Annotated in this window: 23 protein-coding genes, 4 tRNA genes and 2 pseudogenes; 24 read left to right on the forward strand and 5 right to left on the reverse strand. The window is 39.7% G+C overall.

What is annotated here, in order from left to right; translation table 11 throughout:
- Positions 1-80: 80 nt before the first annotated feature.
- Positions 81-1,961 carry a potassium transporter Kup gene (locus ACINWC743_RS11205; RefSeq protein ID WP_004826198.1) on the forward strand — a complete coding sequence of 627 codons (1,881 nt, stop codon included), beginning with the start codon at positions 81-83 and terminating at the stop codon, positions 1,959-1,961.
- A 50-nt stretch (positions 1,962-2,011) separates the two neighbouring features.
- Here the strand turns inward: ACINWC743_RS11205 and ACINWC743_RS11210 are convergent, their stop codons facing one another.
- Entirely contained in the window at positions 2,012-2,359 is a 348-nt protein-coding gene (locus tag ACINWC743_RS11210) for a hypothetical protein (protein WP_035301004.1), read from the reverse strand.
- Between the two features lie 334 nt (positions 2,360-2,693).
- Between ACINWC743_RS11210 and ACINWC743_RS11215 the strand changes: the two genes are divergently transcribed.
- On the forward strand, positions 2,694-3,740 hold the full coding sequence (locus tag ACINWC743_RS11215) for a DNA/RNA non-specific endonuclease (RefSeq protein ID WP_009585479.1): 1,047 nt from the start codon (positions 2,694-2,696) through the stop codon (positions 3,738-3,740).
- 190 nt (positions 3,741-3,930) lie between these two features.
- A complete protein-coding gene (locus ACINWC743_RS11220) occupies positions 3,931-4,176 on the forward strand; it encodes a hypothetical protein (protein ID WP_009585468.1) in 246 nt (81 codons plus the stop codon).
- A 116-nt stretch (positions 4,177-4,292) separates the two neighbouring features.
- On the opposite strand, the gene aqpZ is transcribed toward ACINWC743_RS11220, so the two are convergent.
- Together aqpZ and ACINWC743_RS11230 are read right to left on the reverse strand one after the other, a co-directional pair.
- Positions 4,293-4,985 carry an aquaporin Z gene (aqpZ, locus tag ACINWC743_RS11225; RefSeq protein ID WP_009585504.1) on the reverse strand — a complete coding sequence of 231 codons (693 nt, stop codon included), beginning with the start codon at positions 4,983-4,985 and terminating at the stop codon, positions 4,293-4,295.
- 283 nt (positions 4,986-5,268) lie between these two features.
- Positions 5,269-6,273 carry an AraC family transcriptional regulator gene (locus ACINWC743_RS11230; protein ID WP_035301008.1) on the reverse strand — a complete coding sequence of 335 codons (1,005 nt, stop codon included), beginning with the start codon at positions 6,271-6,273 and terminating at the stop codon, positions 5,269-5,271.
- 215 nt (positions 6,274-6,488) lie between these two features.
- On the opposite strand from ACINWC743_RS11230, the gene ACINWC743_RS11235 reads away from it, so the two are divergent.
- A complete protein-coding gene (locus tag ACINWC743_RS11235) occupies positions 6,489-7,127 on the forward strand; it encodes a sterol desaturase family protein (protein ID WP_004826210.1) in 639 nt (212 codons plus the stop codon).
- A 653-nt stretch (positions 7,128-7,780) separates the two neighbouring features.
- Here the strand turns inward: ACINWC743_RS11235 and ACINWC743_RS11240 are convergent.
- Both ACINWC743_RS11240 and argH read right to left on the reverse strand, forming a co-directional pair.
- Positions 7,781-8,050 (reverse strand): oxidative damage protection protein, encoded by a 270-nt coding sequence (locus ACINWC743_RS11240; protein ID WP_004826212.1) that lies wholly within the window; start codon positions 8,048-8,050, stop codon positions 7,781-7,783.
- A gap of 11 nt (positions 8,051-8,061) precedes the next feature.
- Positions 8,062-9,492, reverse strand: coding sequence for an argininosuccinate lyase (argH, locus tag ACINWC743_RS11245; RefSeq protein WP_004826213.1), 1,431 nt, complete (start codon positions 9,490-9,492; stop codon positions 8,062-8,064).
- A gap of 134 nt (positions 9,493-9,626) precedes the next feature.
- Between argH and ACINWC743_RS11250 the strand changes: the two genes are divergently transcribed.
- From ACINWC743_RS11250 to ACINWC743_RS24845, 20 genes and pseudogenes are all read left to right on the forward strand, one after another.
- The gene (locus ACINWC743_RS11250) at positions 9,627-10,643 is read left to right on the forward strand and encodes a sensor histidine kinase (RefSeq protein ID WP_009585473.1); all 1,017 of its coding nucleotides are present in this window, start codon (positions 9,627-9,629) and stop codon (positions 10,641-10,643) included.
- A gap of 52 nt (positions 10,644-10,695) precedes the next feature.
- Positions 10,696-11,433, forward strand: coding sequence for a LytR/AlgR family response regulator transcription factor (locus tag ACINWC743_RS11255; RefSeq protein WP_004826215.1), 738 nt, complete (start codon positions 10,696-10,698; stop codon positions 11,431-11,433).
- Between the two features lie 96 nt (positions 11,434-11,529).
- A complete protein-coding gene (gene hemC / locus ACINWC743_RS11260; protein ID WP_171064889.1) occupies positions 11,530-12,456 on the forward strand; it encodes a hydroxymethylbilane synthase in 927 nt (308 codons plus the stop codon).
- Positions 12,457-12,466: 10 nt separating this feature from the next.
- On the forward strand, positions 12,467-13,249 hold the full coding sequence (locus ACINWC743_RS11265) for a uroporphyrinogen-III synthase (RefSeq protein ID WP_009585523.1): 783 nt from the start codon (positions 12,467-12,469) through the stop codon (positions 13,247-13,249).
- On the forward strand, positions 13,246-14,076 hold the full coding sequence (locus ACINWC743_RS11270; protein ID WP_009585525.1) for a hypothetical protein: 831 nt from the start codon (positions 13,246-13,248) through the stop codon (positions 14,074-14,076). Before ACINWC743_RS11265 ends, ACINWC743_RS11270 begins: the two co-directional genes overlap by 4 nt.
- A gap of 4 nt (positions 14,077-14,080) precedes the next feature.
- Positions 14,081-15,274: a hypothetical protein gene (locus tag ACINWC743_RS11275; protein ID WP_009585527.1), complete on the forward strand. Its 1,194-nt coding sequence runs from the start codon at positions 14,081-14,083 to the stop codon at positions 15,272-15,274.
- 9 nt (positions 15,275-15,283) lie between these two features.
- The gene (locus tag ACINWC743_RS11280; protein WP_004826221.1) at positions 15,284-15,721 is read left to right on the forward strand and encodes an acyl-CoA thioesterase; all 438 of its coding nucleotides are present in this window, start codon (positions 15,284-15,286) and stop codon (positions 15,719-15,721) included.
- Between the two features lie 226 nt (positions 15,722-15,947).
- The gene (locus ACINWC743_RS11285; RefSeq protein WP_004826222.1) at positions 15,948-16,274 is read left to right on the forward strand and encodes an H-NS family nucleoid-associated regulatory protein; all 327 of its coding nucleotides are present in this window, start codon (positions 15,948-15,950) and stop codon (positions 16,272-16,274) included.
- Positions 16,275-16,437: 163 nt separating this feature from the next.
- Positions 16,438-17,181 (forward strand): type II secretion system protein N, encoded by a 744-nt coding sequence (gspN, locus tag ACINWC743_RS11290; protein WP_009585481.1) that lies wholly within the window; start codon positions 16,438-16,440, stop codon positions 17,179-17,181.
- On the forward strand, positions 17,181-18,032 hold the full coding sequence (locus tag ACINWC743_RS11295) for a type II secretion system protein N (RefSeq protein ID WP_009585487.1): 852 nt from the start codon (positions 17,181-17,183) through the stop codon (positions 18,030-18,032). The genes gspN and ACINWC743_RS11295 overlap by 1 nt, the downstream gene beginning before the upstream one ends.
- A 41-nt stretch (positions 18,033-18,073) precedes the next feature.
- Positions 18,074-20,323 carry a type II secretion system secretin GspD gene (gene gspD / locus ACINWC743_RS11300; RefSeq protein WP_009585512.1) on the forward strand — a complete coding sequence of 750 codons (2,250 nt, stop codon included), beginning with the start codon at positions 18,074-18,076 and terminating at the stop codon, positions 20,321-20,323.
- A gap of 173 nt (positions 20,324-20,496) precedes the next feature.
- The gene (locus ACINWC743_RS11305) at positions 20,497-21,255 is read left to right on the forward strand and encodes an FHA domain-containing protein (protein WP_035301021.1); all 759 of its coding nucleotides are present in this window, start codon (positions 20,497-20,499) and stop codon (positions 21,253-21,255) included.
- A 128-nt stretch (positions 21,256-21,383) separates the two neighbouring features.
- Positions 21,384-22,052: an HAD-IA family hydrolase gene (locus tag ACINWC743_RS11310; protein WP_009585488.1), complete on the forward strand. Its 669-nt coding sequence runs from the start codon at positions 21,384-21,386 to the stop codon at positions 22,050-22,052.
- 129 nt (positions 22,053-22,181) lie between these two features.
- Positions 22,182-23,675 (forward strand): anthranilate synthase component I, encoded by a 1,494-nt coding sequence (gene trpE, locus ACINWC743_RS11315; RefSeq protein ID WP_009585461.1) that lies wholly within the window; start codon positions 22,182-22,184, stop codon positions 23,673-23,675.
- 98 nt (positions 23,676-23,773) lie between these two features.
- A tRNA-Thr gene (locus ACINWC743_RS11320) sits at positions 23,774-23,849 on the forward strand.
- A gap of 54 nt (positions 23,850-23,903) precedes the next feature.
- A tRNA-Tyr gene (locus tag ACINWC743_RS11325) sits at positions 23,904-23,987 on the forward strand.
- 34 nt (positions 23,988-24,021) lie between these two features.
- Positions 24,022-24,097 (forward strand) — tRNA-Gly (locus tag ACINWC743_RS11330).
- A 12-nt stretch (positions 24,098-24,109) separates the two neighbouring features.
- Positions 24,110-24,184, forward strand: a tRNA-Thr gene (locus ACINWC743_RS11335).
- Between the two features lie 144 nt (positions 24,185-24,328).
- Positions 24,329-25,219: pseudogene (tuf, locus tag ACINWC743_RS11340) on the forward strand (elongation factor Tu); the annotation flags it as partial.
- Positions 25,220-25,227: 8 nt separating this feature from the next.
- Positions 25,228-25,517 (forward strand): annotated as a pseudogene (locus ACINWC743_RS24845) (elongation factor Tu).
- Positions 25,518-25,525: the final 8 nt, after the last annotated feature.

The raw sequence follows: 25,525 nt of genomic DNA on the forward strand, positions 1-25,525 counted from the left end.
CAACAATTGAGTTAGAGCAAAAAAAATTTCACAGTGATATGATTGCGCAAAAATAGTGTCTAATTTTTGAAGACGAATCTATGCAAAGTACTGCAAAAAAAGCCGCGTTACCTGCGATCACACTCGCAGCACTAGGGGTGGTATTTGGAGACATCGGAACCAGTCCCTTGTATGCCCTACGCCAATGTTTTCTCACCGCACACATCGCCATCACTGAAGCAACAGTGCTGGGGATCTTATCGCTGATATTCTGGTGCATGATGCTCACCATCAGCTTTAAATACGTCACCGTCATCATGCGGGCAGATAACAATGGTGAAGGCGGGATCATGTCTTTGCTGGCGCTCAACTTGCGTTCCAACCGAATTCCAGATAACCGAAAGATTTTCCTGATTGCTTTAGGCTTTATCGGGGCATCGTTATTTTTTGGCGACGGTATCATTACCCCAGCCATTTCAGTGCTTTCTGCGATTGAAGGGCTAAGTATTGCTACACCGATGTTTAACAAATGGTTAATGCCATTGGCGATTGGAATCCTTACCGCACTGTTCCTTGTGCAACGACATGGTACAGGGACCATGGGTAAATTCTTTGGTCCAATCACCCTGACATGGTTTGCATCCATCGGTTTAATTGGTATTCACAGTATTAGCCAAACACCGTATGTACTCACCATGCTGAGTCCACATTGGGCTTTAAACTTTATTTTTCATCAGCCTTTTGTTGCCTTCTTAACGATGGGAGCGGTGATTTTAACCGTAACAGGGGGTGAAGCACTCTATGCCGATATGGGACATTTTGGGCGACTGCCGATTCGTTTAGGTTGGTTTATTATCGTATTGCCGTGCCTCTTACTCAACTATGCAGGGCAAGGGGCGCTGTTGCTACGTGATCCAAGTGCGATCGAAAACCCATTCTACCTACTCGTGCCTGAGTGGGGTTTATATCCGATGATTGCCTTGGCGACAGCAGCGGCAGTGATTGCCTCGCAAGCGGTGATTACGGGCGTATTTTCCATGGCAAACCAAGCCATTCAACTGCGCTACTTACCACGTTTAACCGTACATCACACCTCTGATGTTGAGCAGGGACAAATTTACTTGCCGTTTATTAACTGGATTCTATTTGTTTCGATCCTATTGCTTATCGTGATTTTCCAAAACAGTGCCAACCTTGCCAATGCTTATGGTGTGGCGGTCACAATGACTATGCTGTGTGACACGATTTTAATCGCATTTTTAGCTTATGGTTTCTGGCGTTGGCCAAAGTGGAAAGTGGCATTATTTGCGGTGCCATTTTTAGTGATAGACAGTGTTTTTATTGGCTCAACCTCATTAAAAATCATCTCTGGGGGATGGGTGCCGATCTTAATCGGTGCAATCGTGTTTACCATTCTGATGACATGGAAAACTGGACGAGAAATTGTCTTTAACCGTTTGGAAAAAGATGCGCTGCCACTGGACTTGTTTATTAAAAGCGTCAGCTTGAGTGATGAAACTCAGTTTGTACCCGGACAAGCAGTATTCTTAACAGGTAACCCAAATATTGTACCGCATGCGATGTTGCATAATATTAAACATAATAAAGTGCTACATGAACGCAATATCATGGTGACGGTGATCACCCGTGATGTGCCTTATGTACCTGAGCAAGAGCGGATTCGTGTTGAAGTCTTAGATGATCGCTTCCAACGTGTCTTTGTTTATTATGGTTTTAAAGATCAACCGGATATTCCGAATGCACTTGAATTGGCATATAAGCAACTTGAAGTTGAGTTTGATATGATGCATATCAGCTTCTTTATTTCACGTGATCGTTTGATTCATACTGTGGGTGAGGGTATGGCACCATGGCGTGAAAAACTGTTTATTTCAATGCAACGTAATACCAGCCCTGTGAGTGATTTCTATCAAATTCCACCGAACCGTGTAGTTGAAATGGGTAGTCAAATCGAGATTTAAAAAATCTCACAATATGAAAAGCCAGAAATCATTCTGGCTTTTTTTTTATTTCAATCATTGGCTTGCGTTGACGTTGGTGCGGACGATGGGTGTTGCGAGAGGTCTTGATGTTGGGAAGGTGGGGCAATATCGATAATTCGGCGTGGTTCAGTTGAGTTCGGATCTTTCGGGATGGCTTCCAATATGCGTGGAGCAGGTTTAATTGGGGGCACTGTGGTTTTTAAGTGCTGGTAGTGTTGGCTTTTATTCTGTAAATGAGGTTTTATTGTCAGTTTAGACTGCTTTTCAATACTTTGCTTAGCGGTTGGTGAAGTAGCAAAAGCAGCGCAATTTAGCAAAGCACAGAGCAGTATCATTCCATATTTTACGTGAAGTTTGAATCGTCGGAATATTTTCACTGTGTTATTCCATAAACATGATGGATGAATATAAACCCTGCGACAAATTGTGTCGTAAAGCTGTCGAAGATCTGACTTTAACATGCCATAATTTCGATGACAGCAGCAAGTCATACGATGGAAGTAATTTAATTTCTTAATTTTTTTGCAAGCAATCAATACTTGAGAAATTTAAAAAATTGTTTGAATAGGTAAAAATTGTAGAAGCTTTATTCAGTTGGATATTCACATAATATCTTTCGTTGCCTGAGCTTGTTAAGCTGTTTTATTCAATTCAAAACCAAGTATGGATTGGTTCTGAATATCTTGTCTGTTATGTGGCTTAGGATGATTTTTGTTGAAAAATTCAGTAGTTAAATTGGTGTTGGGTCTTGTGGCTACTGGAAGCTTTGCGATTGCATTTGGTCAAGAAAAAATTTTGCAGTTATTGCCTTTTACTCAAGGCAGTTCTCTTAATTCTGAATGCTTAAATCAGTTCTATCGAGATCAACCGCCGATCTTGATGAAAGACAGTTTAAAAAAGAACAGTTATCCTTTGTGTTTCAATGGCTTTAATGTGATGTACTCGGGCATTTCCAAAACACCACTTTGGACAGCGGAGTATTTATCACCACAACGGTTAAGCCAAAAGATTAAACGTGAAGACAGCTTCCATGAAGAGGAGCGAATCAGCAGTCAGCATCGAGCATTATTGTCTGATTATCGTGGTTCTGGTTATGACCGTGGACATATGTCGCCCAATGCCGATATGTCGACCAAAGCCTCTCAGTTTGATAGCTTTTCTTTGGCAAATATGGTGCCCCAAGCGCCAAAAAATAATCAGCAAGTCTGGCGAGAGTTAGAAGAAGCAACACGTGCGATTGTAACCAAACAAAAGAAAGATGTTTATGTGGTTACGGGACCATTATTTAGTGGCAAAAAACTTAAAACCATTGGTCGTGGTGTGATTGTTCCAACCGCTGTCTTTAAAGCGATCTATTTGCCTAAACATGGCATTATCGGTGCTTATTACGCGCCTAATAATAATTCATTGCAGGTTAAAGTGGTCAGCGTGTGTTATTTGGAAGAGCAGCTAGGAATGAACTTATTTCCACAGCTCACCGAAGAACAAAAGCGCAATACCTATAAATTGCCTTTAAATGCCAATCAAGTAAAAGCCAATAAAGAAATCGAATATTCTCATTGGGATGCAGAAAGTCAGTGTGCTGAAGCTGTGCCACAGGATCAGATTACTGCGGTACAAAAGCAATTCCAGCCTGCCATTCGTTCTACATCGACCAGCAATATTGAGTTGCCTAAAGTAGATGAAGAAACCAAAGATGCTTTGGTAAAACAATTGGCTGAAGCTTTGTTGCATTATATTTTACAAATTTTGAAATAATTAAAGCCTTATTAGAGGAGAATCTATCTATACTAGAGCTGTTTTATCCAGCAAAAAATGATGATCAAAGCTCAATCATATGGATATTGAAAGTGGCTACTCGCTTTGCGAGAGGCTGGGTATGATGGTGCTTAAAAGAGTATATACAAGCAGGTTTTTGTTTATAACGTTAAAAATAGAGAAAATTAAAATGTTTAAAGCTTTTGAAAATGATACAGAATCACATGCAATTCATGATTTGACCTTAGAAAATCAACTGGATTGTGTCAATCTCTATGGCAACTTGCAGATTACTAAGGACCAAGCAGGCTTAAAAGCTGCTAAGGTTTTACAAAGTTATTTGAATGACATTGTGGCAACTTTGGAGAAGCAAAGTGATCTGCCCGCGCAGATTGTTCGTCAAAATGAAGGTGAAATAGAAAATCCGTTTCTTTAAGCGCTATTGATTTAATTTCTATTTAAAGATTGAGATAAAAAAACCTGCTGAAGCAGGTTTTTTAAAATTTAACGGATTGAATTAAAGTTCAATGTGCATGGTTTAAACCACAGCATTTAATTGCGTGGCTCATTACCGACTACTTTATAAATAATTGCACCAATTACAGCGCCCACGATCGGCGCAACCCAGAATAACCACAGTTGGCTCAATGCAGCGGTTTCTGCAAATAAAGCGACCGCGGTACTGCGTGCTGGATTGACGGAAGTGTTGGTTACAGGAATACTGATTAAATGGATTAGGGTTAGCGCCAAACCAATCGCAATCGGTGCAAAGCCTGCTGGTGCGCGTTTATCCGTTGCACCTAAAATTACGATTAAGAATACTGCGGTTAAAACAATTTCAATGATCAATGCTGAAACCAAAGAATATTTTCCAGGAGACAAATCTCCATAACCGTTGGTTGCAAAGCCACCTGTTCCAGCGAACCCAGCCTGTCCTTGAACAATTAAATATAAGATAAAAGTCGCGAGAATACCGCCGACGACTTGAGCAATGATATATGGAACGAGGTCTTTGGCATCAAAACGACCACCCACCCATAAACCAACACTGACTGCTGGATTGAAGTGTCCACCTGAAATATGACCGAGTGCATAAGCACCAGTAAGTACTGTAAGACCGAATGCGAGTGCTACGCCTGCAAAACCAATGCCTAATTCTGGAAAAGCAGCAGCAAGTACCGCGCTACCACATCCTCCAAAGACCAGCCAAAAGGTTCCGATAAATTCTGCAAGATATTTATTCATATTGATTCCTATTTATTTTTTTTAACGGAATGGGTTATGTCGCTATTTTTTAAATAGTTGATAACCTTTCGATGAGGTACAACTTTATATTTTCAGCATCATTATCATAGTTTAAAAATATGAAAATTGAATCACAAATATAATTTATTGATAATACTATCACTTAATGTTCTGATTTAATTGTGGAAAAAACCGCAAAGATTTGCCAAAAATATGATCTAAATAAAGCATTAATAGAGGAAATTTAATAAATATTTATCATTTAAATCAGGCACGATGATGTTTAAGTATTTCGATTTTGAAGTCGCCATTGTTGCGGTGTGAGCCCGGTCCATTGTTTAAAAGCACGTTGAAAGGCACTTTGTTCGGAGTAGCTCAAAAGCAAAGCAATTTCATGTAGCCCTAAATAGCGATCCTGCAAATATTGAAAGGCGAGTAGTTGCCGAACATCTTGGACACGTTGTTGGTAGGTGGTATTTTGACTTTGTAAATGACGTTGTAATTGGCGTGTAGACATATTGAGCTGCTTGGCAACTGATTCAATTTGATAATTATTTTTTTGTAGTCCCAATAAAATACTTTGTTGTAAGCGCTCATCTAATTGGGTGGTATTCGGCAAGCTGTCCAGTAGAGCTTGTGCTTGTTGCATCAGCAACTTTTGTAAGGTTTGGTCACTTTGTTTAACCGGAATGGTTAAAGCAGAAATAGGGAAGATCATCTCAACTTTTGGTTGTTGGAACTTTACTGGACAATTGAAAAAGCTTTCATATGCCATGCTATTTTTGGGTACTTGGTGAATAAAATTGACTTGATAAAGTTGAATATTGTCAGAAACAAATAAACGTAAAAATTGAATCATCACAGCAATCGCGATTTCATCCGTGATTTGAGTGGTGAAGTGAGCCGGTAGATTTGCCCAACCTACCGAAATATGTTGTTCATCATAATATTCGACTTTAAGTGGGCTACCATCATAAATTAATCGATGAAAATCATGATAGCGGCTGAGGGCTTCTCCTAAACTGTCACAAGACTGTGCAATATAGGCAATAATCCCTATATGCTTCGGTTGTACATAAGGTGCGATTTCTAGCCCTAAAGCAGGGCTTTGTACTTGTGACTGTATCTCATCCAAAATTTCACGCCAAACGGTATAGTCAAAGCGTTCAAGATTTTGAACCTGTTGTAACTTGGGTGAAATGTTTAAGCCTCTAGCTTCGCTAAAAGTATAGAGTAATTGCCCAAGCCCTCCATAAACGGAGCCTGCATAATCCTTTAATAGCATCATTGACACATCTTGTTGTTGTGCGATTTACATCATGTAAGATCAAACTTGGCGCTATTTTAAGCGAGTTTAAATCCAGCAAACAAGTCGCATTTTATGGGGTTGGTGATAGATTTTCTATAGTGTTCATGTCGTGATTTGTCAATGAAAATACTTTTCCATGTCAATATCTTTTTTCAGCACAGTTTTATATTAAAAATAAGCAGAGGAGAAAAAACATGTTAAAAGGCTTTTTAGTTGGATTGGTCTTTGCGAACGGCTTTGAGTGGATTGCACATAATTATATTTTGCATGGTCAGCACCGTCCTGGAAAGCCACGTTTTAGCCCTGTTCCAAGAAGTATGAAATCGCATTGGGAACATCACCGCGAAGTCCGTAAGCAGGATTTTCATGATGATGGTTATGTGCAAGGTATATCGAATTGGCGCACCAAAAATGAAATTGTTTCATTGGCAGTGGTTGCAGGTGCTGCGAGTTTAATTTTTTATCCGATTTCAAAAGGCATGGTGGCTGCATCTTTATATAGTGCATGTAATTATTATTATATTCACCGCCGTGCACATTTAGAGCCAGCATGGGCGATGAAGAAAATTCCTTGGCACTATGACCATCATATGAATGCAAATCAAGATGCAAACTGGTGTGTGACCAAGCCGTGGTTTGACTATCTGATGGGAACACGGGTGATCTCATCCGCAGATTTACAAGAGCAAAATCCGTTGGGAATCACGCTACCTCAGCCGATTGCACACTGGGTTTCAACAACCGTTGAAAAGTATTTTCCTGCAAAATGGGTTGAGAAAAAGCCACAAGTGATTGAAGAACATTCGGCGAACCGTGTAGATTCAGTCGCCTGATCTTGTGTTTTGTTAAAGTTTAGCTTTGACTCATCTGATTGGTTTGGAGCGCTATTCCTGTCTCCATTGATCTGAAAGCGCGAATTATCAGTTCGATTGTCGTGATTTGTCACAAAATATGTATGTTTGGTCAATGTATAACATGTTTTCATGATTATACTGGCTAGCATCAAGATATGTTTCAGAATGCAAATAGCTGTCGTTTCTGAAGTTTATAGGAGTCTCCAAGACTCCTTTTTTTATGTCTACAAAAACAAAAATCGCACTTCTCACATGGCACGATCAGCGTAGCTAATGGGGTTTGATGAGTATCAAATCAGAGCTAAGCTAGTACAGCTTAATCTATGGCATCCATGTCGCCAAACGCGATAGCGATGCTGGTCAAATTGATAGATGTCGGTCAAATTGGTAGAAGGGAAAACAAAATCTTTCTACAACCTAAGCGCTATATAAAATATTTGAAAGAATAGCGTTAAGTTGAACGTATATTAATTTAATCTCATTTAGAGAAATGCGATTAGATTCTGGCAATGTTTTAAGTGCTTTGTTCTTTTGAGCATCAATAGACTATAAAAAATCCCCATCAGGGGATTTCTTTATGAAGCACAATACACAGGTTGCTTTCAAATGACCATTGTATAGATCTTTGAATACTACTCTGGTTTAAGCCCTTCAGCTTTTTCCAACGATTCATCATTATTGAAGAATTTTTCACGTTGTTCTTCTAAAAACTTCTTAGCATCCGCTTCAAATACATTTAAACGTTTTTCATTAATCAATGTGGTTTGATGCTTTAACCATTCTTGCCAAGCTTGTTTAGACACAGTGTCAAATAATTCCTGTCCTTTTGCGCCTGGGAAAGGTGCAAAGTCTAAACCTTCTAACTCTTTTTGATATTTACGGCAAAATACTTGTCGAGTCATATCAAAACTCCTTATGCATAAAGTTTTTCTAAACGTGTATGAGCGCGTTCAATCGCCGCTGCCACTTGAGCAGGTGCAGTCCCACCAATATGGTTACGGGCATTCACTGAAGCTTCTAATGTCAATGCTTTTTCAAATACATCTGCCTGAATTAAATCAGAGAACTGCTGTAATTGTTCAAGTGTTAATTCGGAAAGGTCTTTAGATTCCTGAACACCCAATGCAACTGCCTTACCTACGATTTCATGGGCATCACGGAAAGCGACTCCATTTTTAACCAGATAATCTGCCAAATCTGTTGCAGTAGAGAAGCCACGAAGTGCTGCTTCACGCATTACATCAACATTCGGTACCAGTGCAGGAATCATGTCTGCGAAAGCCATCAATGAACCACGGATGGTATCAATGGCATCAAATAATGGTTCTTTGTCTTCTTGATTGTCTTTGTTATATGCCAAAGGTTGACCTTTCATCAAGGTTAACAGGCTCATAAGATCGCCATAGACACGACCAGTTTTACCACGAACCAATTCTGGAACATCTGGGTTTTTCTTTTGTGGCATGATCGAAGAACCAGTACAGAAACGGTCTGGAATATTCACAAATTTAAATTGTGCAGACGTCCAAAGAATCAATTCTTCTGACATACGTGATAAATGCATCATGATCAGTGAAGCAGCTGCGTTGAATTCAATGGCAAAGTCACGGTCTGATACAGCATCTAGCGAGTTTTCAGCAACTGCTTCAAAACCTAATAATTCCGCAGTGAACGCACGATCGATCGGATAGGTCGTACCTGCCAATGCCGCTGAACCCAAAGGCATACGGTTAACACGTTTACGACAGTCAATCAGACGCTCAGAGTCACGTACCAACATTTCAAACCAAGCCATTAAATGATGACCAAAAGTCACAGGTTGTGCAGTTTGTAAATGCGTGAACCCAGGCATGATGGTTTGGGTATTGTTGCTGGCTAAGCGAAGAATACCTTTTTGTAGTTTTTCCAGTAATTTTAAAATTGCGTCAATTTCATCGCGAACATAGAGACGAATATCTGTCGCAACTTGGTCATTACGGCTACGCCCGGTGTGTAGCTTTTTGCCTGTGATACCAATACGCTGAGTCAAGCGAGATTCGATATTCATATGCACATCTTCAAGATCGATGCGCCATTCGAATTGACCTGCTTCAATTTCAGTTTTAATTGTATTCAAACCATTGATAATGTCATCACGTTCTTGTTCTGTAAGCACCCCAACTTTTGCTAACATAGTTGCATGTGCAATAGAGCCAGCAATATCTTGTTTATAAAAGCGTTGGTCAAACTGGACAGAAGCAGTAAATTCAGCAACAAAGGCATCAGTAGCTTCAGAGAAACGACCGCCCCACATGCCTGAAGTTTGGGCTTGTGACGGATTAGAGGAATTAGAAGATGTGGTCATATCGGCTCAGTAGGAAAAAAAGCAGTAGAACTAAACGCAGTATAACAAATTCAGCCTCACTTGCCGAAGTAAAGCACAATCATTCATCAAGAAAATCTACTTTGCATTTTCAGCCTTCGTATTTTTTTAGCAAAATGGGGCATCGTCAGTATTTATTGGAATTATTTATTTCCAGTAATGTATTGGCTTTTTTATTGGCACTGGCAGAAGCACAGTCGTGGAGTAATTTAAATGTTTGGCATGTTTTAGAATATATTTTATATATTAACTGGATATTATTGGCATTTGCTGCCTTTCAAGATCTATTTGCCAAAAGGTTAGCGCAATATACTTATTTGTCGGCGATGATTTTCAGTTTTATACTTTTACAGGTCATCGTCATGTGCACAACTTTGGTGCTGAATATTGTGCATTATTGGGCTGTTCATTTTTCTTTACAAAATATTTCGACAAACGATATCAGTCATAATCTTATTTTGCATTTAAGTTATGGGATATTACTCGGTGCATTTTGTTTGCGTTATATGTATATTCGCGAGCAAGCCGTTTTACAACAACACAGTGAATTAAATGCACGGGTTCAAGCCATGCAGGCGCGAATTCATCCTCATTTTCTATTTAATAGTTTAAACAGTGTGGTGAGTTTAATTGCAATTGATCCAGATAAAGCAGAACAAATGCTGATTGACTTGTCAAAATTGTTTAGAGCAAGCTTTCAAGAATTAAAATTGGTGACCTTAAAAGAAGAAATACAATTATCGAAACAATATATTGCCATTGAACAAATCCGTTTGGGCGAGCGTTTAAATGTTGAGTGGAATATTCCACAGCCGGGATTATTGGAATATGTGCAAATTCCATTATTAACCCTGCAACCCTTAATTGAAAACAGTATTTTTTATGGGGTCGAAAACCAAATGAAAGATGCCAAGATTGGGATACTGGTTGAAATATTGCAAAATCAAGTCAATATAGTCATTACCAACCCATTTTTACAAGATAGAATAAAAGTGAGACAAGGGCATGGAATTGCTTTAGAAAATGTAAAACAGCGTTTAAAAGCACATTTTGGCGATTCTGTTTATTTTCGGAATTATGCAGGGAATGGATTATTTACGATGGTCATTCAATATCAGTATAAAAATAGATGATTGAGACATGTATTAAAAATAAATAATGTAGGTATTTGGGTAAGGAGGAGCAATGGACATCCTGATTTGTGATGATGAACCGCTTGCAGTGGAACGCTTATCACGGTTGGTGTCGCAACTTGGGCATCAGGTTATTGCCACAGCACAACATGGAAAGCAAGCATTGGAGATGGTTCAACAGTTTGAGCCTGACGTCGTGTTGCTGGATATTCAGATGCCAGAAATGGATGGCTTAAGTTGTGCGCAACATTTGGCGCATTTTAACCCGATGCCTGCAATCGTATTTTGTACAGCGTTTGATGAGCACGCTTTACAGGCGATTCAATCTCAAGCAAAAGGATATTTGTTAAAGCCAATTGCCAAGGATGAATTGGAAACAGTTTTAGGGAATGTGACTAAACTGACGCAAGCTCAATTAACTCAGATAGAAAAAAAAGAACTCATGGAAGAAAAAGTGCAAAGGCAGCAAATTGCTGCAAAAACCTATCGAGGTTTGGAACTGATCCCTGTTGAAAATATTTATTATTTTTTAGCAGATCAAAAATATGTCACCGTTCGCCATAAAAATGGGAGCGTTTTGATTGATGAAACCTTAAAGGATTTGGAAACTGAATTTTCAGATCGTTTTATACGAATACATCGTAATGCACTCATTTCTTTAGATTATTTGGATGGTCTGGAAATGGTTGCTTCAGGACAGTATCAAGCGCGATGCCGTGAGCTTGAGGAGCGTCTGGCGGTGAGTCGTCGACATTTACCTTTGCTTAGGGAACGCATGCAGAATTTATAGTTTTGTGTGAAAGATAAATCATTTTGATAATTTACTTGCATTTTTAAGATTGCAGGGTAAGTTTAGAGTGTTTAAAAGTTTGGCAAAACTGAAATGATGAAAACCTTGAAAATCGCAACTCGACAAAGCCCGCTTGCATTGTGGCAGGCAGAACATATTCGTGATCGTTTAGAACAATTGCATCCGCATATCAAAGTAGAGTTGGTGACTTTTGTCACTCAAGGCGACAAAATTTTAGACACGCCCTTGGCTAAGATTGGTGGAAAGGGTTTATTTGTCAAAGAGCTTGAAGCAGCATTGATGGATGGACGTGCAGATTTAGCTGTACATTCTATGAAAGATGTCCCTATGCAATTGCCTGAAGGTTTAGAGCTGGCGGTGATCTGTGAGCGTGAAGATCCATTTGACGCCTTTGTTTCAAATCATTATGCAAAGTTTGAAGATTTACCTCAAGGTGCCAAACTTGGTACTTCCAGTCTACGCCGTAAATGTCAAATTCTTAAACAGCGTCCTGATTTGGATGTGATTGATTTACGAGGCAATGTCGGTACACGCTTGTCTAAGCTTGATGCAGGTCAGTATGATGCGATTATTCTCGCCAGTGCTGGGTTAAAGCGTTTAGGGCTTGCACAACGTATCCGTCATAGTCTCGCACCAGAACTCAGCTTGCCTGCTGTGGGACAAGGTGCATTAGGTTTAGAGTGTCGTTCTAATGACCCTGAAACTTTGAATTTGATTCTGCCTTTGATGCACAATGAAACCAATGCGTGTGTACGTGCTGAACGCGCCTTCAATGCTTATCTTGAGGGCGGCTGTCAGGTTCCAATAGCAGGCTTTGCAACACTGGACAATCAAGTATTGTCTTTAGAAGGCCGTGTTGGAAGTACGGACGGTCAGACATTGCTGTGTAGCAAGGTCAGTGGTACTGTCGAACAAGCAGAGCAGTTGGGTGTAAAACTCGCAAAAGATTTATTGCAACTTGGTGCTGGAGATTTACTCAAAGCACTGTATCAAACACAGTAATCGGGTTCCGATGCTGTTTATCAATACACGTCCGATTGACCGAGCTGAGCCTTTAACAGCATGCTTGCGTCAATCAGGTTTTACTGTGGTTGATTTGCCTTTATTAGCGTTAAAGCCCCGTCCATATGACAGTACTTTAGCTACACTGTATTCAAAACTTTTAACGACGCAAATCATCGTTGTAGTCAGTCCAATGGCTGTACAAATGGGAATGCAGTATCTTCAACAGTCTGGGATGAGTCTTACACAGATTCAGCATATTCAATGGATTGCTGTTGGAAAAAAAACTGCTCAATGCTTGGCTGAATTTGGGATAGCAAGTCATGTACCCGAGGTGGAAAGCTCCGAAGGTATGCTGAGTTTACCGATATTTAACAGCATAGAGAATATTCAGAAAATTGCATTTTGGCGCGGTAAAGGTGGTCGCCAATTTATGATGCAACAGTGCCAAGAACGTCATATTGATGTTTTAAACTTTGTTTTATACGAGCGTTTATGCCCACCAGAAACCCAAATACAGTTTTCTGCTTTGCTCAATCAAATAAATCAATTTGAGCCGCCTTACTGGACTTGTATCAGTAGTGAAGCAAGCTGGCGGAATTGGTTGGCGTTGACAGAAAAGCATTCTCATTTGGTTAATGCCTGTCATTATTTAGTTTTGGGTGAGCGTTTGTATCAATTATTAATGCATGATAAAAATACGACTCAAAAATGTTTTAATATCACTCAAATTTTAACGCTAGAACCAAAAGCAATTCTACACAGCATTGTGCAGTTGCAAAGGAAATTATGAAGAAGTTTATTTATATCTTATTGTTGATCGCTCTAGGATGGCTCATTAAGTTGAGTTATGACTTCTATCATGTTTCACAACAGTTGGATGAGATTCAACAAACACTGCATAAAAGTGAACAAAAAAATGCCAGTTTGAACGATCAATTGGTGGCAGTAAAAAGACAAGCGGATGAACCGAGTCAAGAAACAAGCAAGCAACCTCCTGTACTCAAAGAACCCAGTACGGGAATTAACCCAAGTGTGTTGATTAAACAGCAACTTGAGTTGGTCCAGTTTGCGATACAACAACAGCAATTTGTCTATGCGCTGGAGCATTTAACCCAAATTAACCAATCTTTAGATCAATACGCATTGGCAGAGGCAGTCAAGCAAAGTCTGCATCAAAGCATTGTTCAAGATATGCAGAATATCCAACAGTTTGTGATTGAAAGAAATGCACAGCAAGATCAGTTGGATAGCTTAATCAAACAAGTTGATCAAAGTTTGACTGCAGAACTGAAAAATAATCAACTTAAATTAAATACCAGTCAGAGCGCCCACTTTTGGGAGAAATGGTTCAAGGTCGATGTACTTAGTACGGATGCACCAGAATTGAGCAATCGCCGCTTTATTTTAAAAGAAACTCAATTGAGACTTTTGCTCGCTCAACAACTTCTGATTAAAGGTCAAAATATTGAATATAAAGCCATGCTGAATCAGGCGATTCAACAACTTGATCTGTTGCCTGATGCTGCAAGTCAGAACATCAAACAACAATTATTAAAAATTAAACAGAGCTCACAATCTCCTGTTCCTAAGCTGAATAGCTTGGCAGTGTTGGGGTAGTGGGATGAAACATATTTTCTTGATCTATGCCTTTATTAGCCTGATTATTTTTGCGATTTTGAGTGTCTTGAGTTATGCCGCAGGGGCTGGTTATGTTTATGTGCTTTGGCATAATATTCAAATCCAGACGAACTTATGGGTATTGTTATTTCTAGGCGTTATCATCAGCTTTCTTATGCATGTGATGTGGTATGCCTTGAATCGCTATCTGCGTAGAGAAAAAAGAAAATTAGAACAAGTTTTAAACTTTAGTGATTTGCATCCCTTTGAGCAATTGGGCGTGTTGTGGTTATTAGATGGTGAAGATGAGCAAGAACAGGTTATTCAAAATATTTTTGATCAATCGGGTTTATTAAAAGCGATTATTCAATCCCGAATATTGTTCAAGCAAGGTGATTATGCAGCAGCTTTGCAAGTTTTGGAAAATAGCCCACCCTCAGCATTTGAATTAGCCGAAATTCTCCGTATCGAAATTTATTTGGCGCAGCATGACAGTCAGCAAGCTTTGACACATCTTGAGTTTTTAAATGGTCATGAGTTGTCGCCATGGCTGAGTCAACTTTCAGAAAGTTATAAATTATCAGTACAAAAATTATGGGGACAGTTTGCAATCCAGTCACCTTGGCACTATTTACATTCAAGTCAATTTGGACAGTTGGAAGTCGCGACCAAACAACAATGGTTGATTCAGCTTTTAGGTTGCTATGACCAAGCGCAATTTGAGGACTTGGAGTTATTACAGCACAAGTTTTTTGAAATCGCACCTTTACTTGATCAAATGCCCTATGACACCAAAGTATTATGGTTGAAGTTAATTACGCGTCTACCTGAGCTGGCACAGCAACAGCAACAACTTGCCATTCAATTGCTGGATGAGAAATTCGATCAGGATGTTTTCTACTTATGGTTTCAACAACAGTTGCTTCGGCAAAATCCAGATTATGAATATCTGGAACAACAGATTATTCATCTGGAAAGTAAGTATATAAATATTCCTGTATTTAGTTTTGCAAAGTGGCATATATATACGGCGACACAACGTGAAACAGAAGCGGATCAGCTCTTAGCATTATATCCAAATGATATTTTGATGAATTATTTACGGATTAAAGCCACTCTAAATGGCAATGATGAATTAATTCAGCAATTGAATTCAATTTTTGAAAAAGACAGCAACTACATTCAGTTTAAAATTTGAGAACACATTATGAATCTATTGGCACAATTCCCTATCGTTTATGAACAAAAGGTCGCTTGGGGAGATATGGATGCTTTTGGTCATGTGAATAATGTGCAGTATTATCGTTATATAGAAAGTGCGCGTATTGCATATTTTGATCGTTTAAATGTATTTGAACAAGATGTTTTAACTGTGGTTGCTTCAAGTCAATGTAAATATTTAAAACCAGTATTTTATCCAGATGTGCTACATATTGGTGCAGGTATAGCGGAAATGCGCAATAGTGCAATACGCATGCATTATGTATTATTCAGTGAACAGCAACAGGAGATTGTTGCCGATGGTGAAGCGGTCATCGTATTTGTAGATAAAGATTCTATGAAAAAAGCATTAATACCTGAAAATTTAAGAAAAGTTATAATTGATCTCGAAGCAACAGTTCAAAACAATTTGCTGAATTTATAAAAACGCTACAGTTATCATCATTATATTTAAAACGTGTATCAAAAATTACTTTTTGTTGTATGTTTATTTTGACTGGGATAAATAAACATTTTTGGCGTGTTATAATCATTTTTTGTTGTTTTATGTATTTATTGGGGAATATATGTATTGCCAATTGGTATAAATAAAAATACTATTGCTGTGAATTTATTTTAAATATATTTGCGAAGTTTAATGTGGAGTGTTAATGATGCCTGATATTAGTAATTTATCTGTTGAAGAGTTAAGAAAGTTAACAGCTGAAGCTGAAGCTTTAATTGAAAGTAAAAAAGATCAAGCGATCGAAGATGCTTATAATAAGATTGTTGAAATTGCAGAATCTGCGGGTTTAAGCCTAGAGCAGTTTATTGAGTATGGTGCTCAAAAACGTAAAAAGACAACACGTAAAGCTGTTGAGCCACGCTACCGCAATAAGAAAAATACGGCTGAAACTTGGACGGGTCGTGGTAAGCAACCTCGCTGGTTGGTTGCTGAAATTGAAAAAGGCGCTAAATTAGAAGATTTCTTGATCTAATCTTCATCTAAGTGTCATTCAATGACGATAAAATAAAAGAACCAAGCAAAACTGCTTGGTTTTTTTATACGAGTGAATTGGCGATATGAAAAAATTATGCATAATGTATAAACAAGAGGGCATCATCTTGCATGGAAGAATAAATCAATGATGGTAAAGCTGGATGAATAAAAAATCAAAACGGATGACCTGGTGGATTACTGGAGTTGTCGCTTTTTTAATTTTTGTACTTTTACAAGTTCCTGCAACATGGTTAATTGCTAAATTTTATAAAAATAATCAAACCTTACACAATGTCAGTGGCAATATTTGGCAAGGGCAAGCGGATTGGCATAAAGGTAATTTACGTGGGTCAGTTTCGTGGCGTACGCGTCCTTGGGATTTAATCTTATTGCGTGTTGGGGCAAATGTTGAAGTTCATAGTGGACAAACGCAACTCAATGGGGTTGTGGGCTATGGCTTGGGTAAAAAAATCATTGTTAATCAAATGCAAGGTCAGATTGCTCCTGAAACATTGAAAAATATCGCCAACTGGCAATGGCCTGCAAACGCCATACAGATTTCGGACATGAGCCTTCGTTTTAAAAAAGATGCTGGATTTAGTGATGTTGATGGTCAGCTGCATTGGGCTGGTGGTGAACTTCGCTATACTTTTGGTCAACGACAAGATCAAATGAATATCCCTTCTTTAAATGCACAGCTAAAAGATGAAGCAGGTAAACTGATTTTTGATATTCAAGATCAACGCAGCCAAAAAATGGCGAATATCAGTTTAGATCCAAGTATGATGTTGGATGTACAATTGACCCAAAGAATGTTACTTAATGTTCCATCTTATGATGGGAAAGCTGGACTGGATACATTTGTGATCAGTTCAAGACAACCACTGATTCAAGGTGGTTTCTAATGAATATAAAAGAACAGTTTGAAAACATTTCTTGGAAAAAAACAGAGCATCTCGCACCTGTTGCTTTATTTATATTGATTTTGGCATTGTGTTGGAAATTAGCCTCTATTTTTTGGTGGGTGGTCGCACCGCCTCAAGTGATGCAACCTGAACAAGTGAGTCTAGGCTCGCAACAAGCACAAGTGCCTAATATTTCAAGTTTTTCCTTGTTTAATGAAGTGGGTTCAAGCGCAACAGCAGATGACAGCATTCCAATGGTTTTGCAGGGCGTCGTGGTGAGTTATCCTGCACGCTTTTCATCGGCTGTGATTAAAGTAAAGGAAACGGCAGATCGTTATGTGGTTGGTGAAACCATAGAAGGCACCAGTTATCAGTTGTCAGAAGTATATTGGGATCATATTGTTTTAAGCCAAGGTGGCAATAATAGTAAAGAGTTACGTTTTACAGGTTTGGATAATTTATATCAGCCTTTACCTGGGCAGCCTACAGATTCGAATATGGCAACACCAACCAGTAATCCAGATCAAGCTGTACCGCCACCACAAAATACCAGTCAGAATGCGTTGGGGCAGGCAATTGATCGAATGAATGAAAATCGAGAACAATATCTAAAGAACATGGGGGTGAACACCAATAGCGGACAAGGCTATGAGGTGACAGAACAAACCCCCGCAGCACTTCGAAATAAATTAGGACTTCGGTCTGGGGATCGCATTCTTTCACTCAATGGGCAGTCAGTCGGTCAAGGACAGAGTGATGTTCAACTGCTAGAACAAGCAAAGCGTGAAGGAAAAGTAAAAATTGAAATTAAGCGTGGTGATCAGGTGATGACCATTCAGCAAAGTTTGTAAGTGGCTAGGACTACAAATAAAATTAGGATAGATAATAAGTTATGGCTTTTTTGACTCACAATCGACCACTCTGGGCTATCGTTGCAGCAGCACCCATGATGGTTGCAGTTAGTACAGCAACATATGCTCAGACGTGGAAGATTAACTTACGCGATGCTGATCTTACGGCTTTTATCAATGAAGTTGCAGATATTACGGGTAAAAACTTTGCTGTTGATCCGCGCGTACGTGGCAATGTAACTGTTATTTCAAACAAACCACTCAATAAAAACGAAGTTTATGACCTATTTTTAGGTGTGCTCAATGTCAATGGTGTAGTGGCGATTCCATCAGGCAATACCATACGTTTAGTGCCTGACAGTAATGTTAAAAACTCTGGTGTTCCTTATGATCCACGCAACAATGCACGCGGTGATCAGGTGGTCACACGGGTAATTTGGTTAGAAAATACTAATCCAAATGATTTAATTCCTGCACTTAGACCGTTAATGCCTCAATTTGCTCATTTGGCAGCCATACAAGGCACCAATGCGTTAATTGTTTCAGATCGAGCGGCAAATATTTATCAACTTGAAACCATCATTCGTAATTTGGATGGTACAGGACAAAATGATATTGAAGCTGTACCTTTGCAGCAAAGTCAGGCTGAAGAAATCATTAAACAATTAGATGCAATGAGTGCGACTGGCGCATCAAAAGATTTCGCAGGGGCACGGGTACGTATTATTGCAGATGTACGCACCAATCGTATTTTAATTAAAGGCGATACAGGTACACGCAAACGTATTCGTAATATGATTGAAATGCTTGATGTGCCATCAGCAGATCGTTTAGGTGGACTAAAAGTATTTAAACTCAAATACGCCAGTGCAAAAAATCTCTCTGAAATTTTACAAGGCTTAGTCACTGGGCAAGCAGTCAATTCAAATTCAAATAATTCTTCGACCAATAATAATTCTAGTAATAGCAGTAATTTAAACAATAACAGTAATAACTCTTCTTCAAATTCCAGTTCAGGCAGTAGCAGTATTTCAACGCCAGGGATTAATTTAAATAGCAATTCCAATAACAATAATCAAAACAATGTCACCAGCTTTAATGCTAATGGGGTAAGTATCATTGCAGATGGGGCGCAAAATGCCTTAGTGGTCAAAGCCGAACCACAATTGATGCGAGAAATAGAAGCCGCCATCCAGCAATTGGATGTACGCCGTCAACAAGTGTTGATTGAAGCAACCATTATAGAAATTCAGGGCAATGATGCAGATCAATTGGGTGTGCAATGGGCAATGGGTGATATCAGCAGTGGTGTGGGGCTGATTAATTTTGATAATATCGGCAGTAGTTTGGCGGCACTAGCTGCGGGTTATTTATCTGGTGGTGCAGCAGGTTTGGGTAATGCAGTTAAACCCGGAACTTCACTTATTTTAGGTGATTATAAAGAGGGGGCAGATGGTTCTCGTAAGCTCTATGGTGCAGTGATTCAGGCTTTAAAAGAGCGAACGAAATCAAATCTGCTCTCTACACCGTCTATTCTGACCATGGACAATGAAGAAGCCTATATTGTTGTGGGTGAAAATGTACCTTTTGTAACAGGGTCTGTATCTACAGGTACCGGCGGAACAGTTAATCCCTATACTTCGATCGAACGTAAAGATGTTGGGGTGACTTTAAAAGTTGTTCCGCATATTGGGGAAGGGGGGACAATTCGTTTGGAGGTAGAGCAAGAGGTTTCAGGTGTTAAATCTAGTAAAGGACAAGCTCAGGACTTAGTCACCAGTAAACGCTCTATCAAAACAACAGTAACAGCTGATCATGGACAAACAGTCGTATTGGGTGGGCTGATTTCTGATGATACGGTTCTTGGTCGTCAATCTGTGCCATTCTTAGGAGATATTCCTGGCTTGGGACGTTTATTTAGATCAGATGCAAAGTCAAATGTTAAACGTAATCTTTTAGTGTTTATTCATCCAACAATTGTGGGTGGCGATACAGAAATACGTCGTTTATCCCAACAGCGTTATGACCAGCTATACAGCTTGCAATTGGCGATGGATAAAGATGGGAATTTTGCCAAACTGCCTGCCAATGTTGATGATGTATTCCAACAGCGTTTGCCTATTACCTCGTCACCAAATACTCAGCCTAAACTGATTCAACCACAGCCGACGGCACAGCCATCCAGTCAATATCAGAAAGTACCCGCAGGTGGCGTAGCAACAAATCCAAACAAAAGCAATGCGGTTACAACCCCTGTTGCAGAGGAACCAAATGATATCCGTAAGCAGTAGCGGATATTTTGAGTGTTAAAATTAGATCAGCTGTTTGATTGAATGTTTAAGATTAACAGTTAATTTGTTGCAATGGCTTGTTTGATTCATGAGCTAAAGTATGGTTTTAAGTTGATTTAGAACTCTAGATATGTCGTGTTAAAATAAATGTAAATTGGAATGAGAGAATGACGATGACTTGGAAATTACAAGCAATTTCGGGTGAGCTAGAAGGGCAGGAAGTGACGATTGATCGTGACATGTTGGTGGGTCGCCATCAAGATGCGGATCTTTTATTGCAGTCTGCGGAAATCTCACGTCGCCATGCCGCATTTTTATTGAAAGACGATGCATTATGGGTACAGGACTTAAAGTCATCAAACGGAACTTTTGTGAACGATATACGCATCGATCAAGATAAAATGTTGATGGATGGCGATATTGTTCAATTTGCCAGCATTAAATTCAATGTACTTGCACCTGTAAAAGCAGTTGAAGTGGCTGATCAATCTATCGTAGAGCCTACATCTATCATTGCGGATGCTGAACCAGCGATTGCACAAGTTGAGCCTTCAGTTTCACAACTCGCCGAACAACAAGTACAACAGCCTGCTGAGGCTATTGCAACCGCAGAACTTGATACAGCTGTATCAGTTGAACCGAGTGCGGCAGAAAAAATGAGTGAACAGGGCATGCCAGAGCTTTCCGCACGAGATAGCAATGTACAAATCACTCGTGAAGGAATGCCATCAGGCGTAGCTGTACCTAAGCCAGCTCCAATTCCTGATGGTGTTGACATTCATACGCCAATAAAACCTGACATTGAACAAGTTAAAGCGCCAGAAGCTCGTGTTGAAAAAGAGATAGAAACTCAGAAAAATGCCAAAGTTGGCTTGATGACGGTGGTTGTCTTAATCATTTTGGCAATTATTGCATGGCTGTTGTTTAAATAATCTGTGAATGCGATACACTCAAGGCATGCAATCGCATGCCTTTGTTTTATGTAAAGTCTATACAAAGACTAAAGTTGGATTTTATTTTTAGTGCGATAAGTTTTAAAAAATTATTTTAGGTGTACAGCATGAATGTGGCGAAGCTAGACCAACGTGAACTTATTTTATTTGATTTGGATGGAACATTGGTTGATTCAGCATTTGATTTATATCGTGCTATGAATTTGAGTTTGGCACGTTTAAATCTTCCTTTAGTCACTGAGCAACAAGTCCGCGTTTGGATTGGCAAAGGCACATCATTATTTTGTGAAAGTACTTTAAAATATTTAAAAGACGAGGTTGATCCCGTATTGCATCAGCAGTTGCTTGATACATTTTTGGAAATTTACAATGCCGAACCATGTGTAGATACTCAGCCATTCTCTGGGATTTTAGCGTTTTTAGATTGGGGAATACAAAATAACAAGAAGCTGATTTGTGTGACCAATAAACCTGAACAGCCTGCCAGAAAAATCTTAGAAGAATTAAAAATGGATCACTATTTTATTGATGTGATTGGTGGAGATCGTTTTGAAGTACGAAAACCACACCCAAAACCATTGTTGTATTGTGTGGAAACATACCAATCTTCAGTCGATAAAACATTGATGATTGGTGACTCAAGTAATGATGTAGAAGCTGCCCGCCGTGCAGAGGTTGATTGTATTGTGGTCAGCTATGGCTATAATCACGGTGAAGATATTCATCTTTGTCAACCGCAACAGGTGGTCGACGATTTAACAGAGCTTTTGGCTTAACCCCTATATTTGAAATTGTTGTGAGAAAAGGAAAGAGGAATGAATGGAAAAGGTACTTTTCGATGGCGTCACTAAGTGAGCTGTATGCAAACCAATACTTAGTAATATCGAAAATAGAGAGAATTCCTCATGACAACTTTAGCGCAATTTGAACAATTAACATCGGCGGGATATAACCTGATTCCTGTTTATCGCCAACGTTTAGCAGATACGGATACGCCATTGTCTGTATTTGCACGGTTACAACAGCACCAACAGGCATATTTATTTGAATCTGTCGAGGGGGGCGAAAACTGGGCACGTTACTCGATTATTGGTCTGGGTGAGTCAACTGTATTTTCCTGCAATGCTGGACAACTTACAGTTAAATTTCCAGATGGGCGAGTTGAGACACAGACGTGTACTGATCCATTTCAATATATTCGTGACTTTCAGGCACAGTTTAAAGTGCCTACGCAACAAGATTTACCTGCGTTGCCAAATTTTACAGGCGGCTTGGTTGGGTATTTTGGTTATGACGCAGTACGTTATATTGAACCACGCTTAAGCAATGTGCCTGAAGCTGACCCTGTTGGGTTACCTGATTTATGGATGATGCTGTCAAAGACAGTGGTGGTGTTTGATAACTTAAAAGACACTTTGTTTTTGATCGTACATGCAGATGTTAATGATCCACAAGCTTATAACAAGGCACAACAACAACTCGATGCTTTGGAAGCCATATTGGCAACGCCGATCAGTTTGGTTGCAAAAAAACATACAGCACCACATTTTGAATCTTTAACTGGGCATGACCGTTTTCTAGAGTCGATTGAAAAAGTCAAAGCGTACATTCGTGCTGGAGATGTGATGCAGGTTGTACCTGGGCATCGAATGGTCTCGGATTTCGATGGTGATCCATTGCAAGTGTATCGTGCGTTACGTCATTTGAATCCTTCTCCTTATTTATTCCTTGTACAAGGACAGACCATTGCTGACCAAAAACCATTTCATATTGTAGGTTCGTCACCAGAGATTCTTTCCCGCCTTGAAAATGGTATTGCGACTGTAAGACCACTTGCGGGAACACGCCCTCGTGGAAAAACCAAAGAAGAAGATTTGGCATTGGAAAAAGATTTGCTTTCTGATGAAAAAGAAATTGCAGAACATTTAATGCTGATTGATTTGGGGCGTAATGATATTGGACGCGTTTCAAAAATCGGTAAAGTGCAAGTGACTGATCAAATGGTAATCGAGCGTTACTCACATGTCATGCATATTGTTTCCAATGTGCAGGGTGAAGTGTTGGATGATGTTGATGCTTTGGATGTTTTTAAAGCAACTTTCCCAGCCGGAACGCTTTCTGGCGCGCCAAAAATTCGCGCGATGGAAATTATTGACGAAGTTGAACCGGTAAAGCGCGGTATTTTTGGTGGTGCTGTTGGTTATTTAGGCTGGCATGGTGAAATGGACATGTCGATTGCGATTAGAACCTGTGTAATTCGTGAAAATAAAGTCTATGTACAGGCTGGAGCAGGGCTTGTTGTGGACTCAAATCCTGAATCAGAGTGGAATGAAACCCAAATAAAAGCTCGCGCAGTGATCAAAGCGGTTGAATTATCATCAAACGGATTGATTTTATGAGTTTTTGAGGTTTTTTTTAAAAAAAACACTTGCAAGGATTCTGAGTTTTGCTAAACTGCACACCGTTCCGATACGAAACGTACGAAACACTAAGAAACGCCGGCATAGCTCAGTTGGTAGAGCAACTGACTTGTAATCAGTAGGTCCACAGTTCGAATCCGTGTGCCGGCACCATCTTAAAGTTTTGTGTTATAGTGTGGAGGAACGGCACTGAAAGTAAGTGTAAATGGTGAGATTCCCGAGCGGTCAAAGGGAGCAGACTGTAACTCTGCCACGAAAGTTTCGAAGGTTCGAATCCTTCTCTCACCACCATTAACTTCGATAAGTGGTTAATTACCAACATTAAGCGGGAGTAGCTCAGTTGGTAGAGCGGTAGCCTTCCAAGCTACATGTCGCGAGTTCGACCCTCGTCTCCCGCTCCATCGAAGATGATTGCTCTTATAGCTCAGTGGTAGAGCACTCCCTTGGTAAGGGAGAGGTCTCGAGTTCAAATCTCGATAAGAGCTCCAGATACAATTTAGTAGATTATTCTACACCAGTTTTTAAAAAGCAGGCTTATTAGTCTGCTTTTCAAGTATTAGGTGTCTAGTTTTTTAGACGATTGTCGATGCTGAGTTGTTTAACTCGTGTTCGACATAAACGAGGAAGAGCAAATGGCTAAGGCTAAGTTTGAACGTAATAAGCCACACGTAAACGTAGGTACAATTGGTCACGTTGACCATGGTAAAACAACTTTAACTGCTGCAATTGCAACTATCTGTGCAAAAACTTACGGCGGTGAAGCTAAAGACTACGCAGCAATCGACTCTGCACCAGAAGAAAAAGCACGTGGTATTACAATTAATACTTCACACGTAGAATACGATTCTCCAATCCGTCACTACGCTCACGTAGACTGCCCAGGACACGCCGATTATGTTAAAAACATGATCACTGGTGCTGCTCAGATGGACGGTGCGATCCTTGTATGTGCTGCGACTGATGGTCCAATGCCACAAACTCGTGAACACATCCTTCTTTCTCGCCAAGTAGGTGTACCTTATATTCTTGTATTCCTTAACAAGTGTGACCTTGTTGATGATGAAGAATTGCTTGAATTAGTAGAAATGGAAGTTCGTGAACTTCTTTCTACTTATGACTTCCCAGGTGATGACACTCCAATCATCCGTGGTTCAGCACTTGCTGCACTTAATGGTGATGCTGGTCAGTATGGCGAATCTGCAGTTCTTGCACTTGTTGAAGCGCTTGACTCTTATATCCCAGAACCAGAGCGTGCAATCGACAAAGCATTCTTGATGCCAATCGAAGACGTATTCTCAATCTCTGGTCGTGGTACAGTGGTAACAGGTCGTGTAGAATCTGGTATCGTTAAAGTAGGCGAAGAAGTTGAAATCGTTGGTATTAAAGATACAGTTAAAACAACTGTAACTGGCGTAGAAATGTTCCGTAAACTTCTAGACGAAGGTCGTGCTGGCGAGAACTGTGGTGTACTTTTACGTGGTACTAAGCGTGAAGAGTACAACGTGGTCAAGTACTTGCTAAACCAGGTACAATCAAGCCGCACACTAAATTCGACGCAGAAGTATATGTACTTTCTAAAGAAGAAGGTGGTCGTCATACTCCGTTCCTTAACGGTTACCGTCCACATTCTACTTCCGTACAACTGACGTAACTGGTGCAATCCAATTACAAGACGGTGTTGAAATGGTAATGCCAGGCGACAACGTTGAAATGTCAGTAGAATTGATCCACCCAATCGCAATGGACCCAGGTCTACGTTTTGCGATCCGTGAAGGTGGTCGTACAGTTGGTGCTGGTGTAGTTGCTAAAGTAACTGCATAATCGCTAAA

Origin of the sequence: Acinetobacter sp. WC-743 (assembly GCF_000335555.1) — a bacterium.
GTDB lineage: Bacteria > Pseudomonadota > Gammaproteobacteria > Pseudomonadales > Moraxellaceae > Acinetobacter > Acinetobacter bereziniae.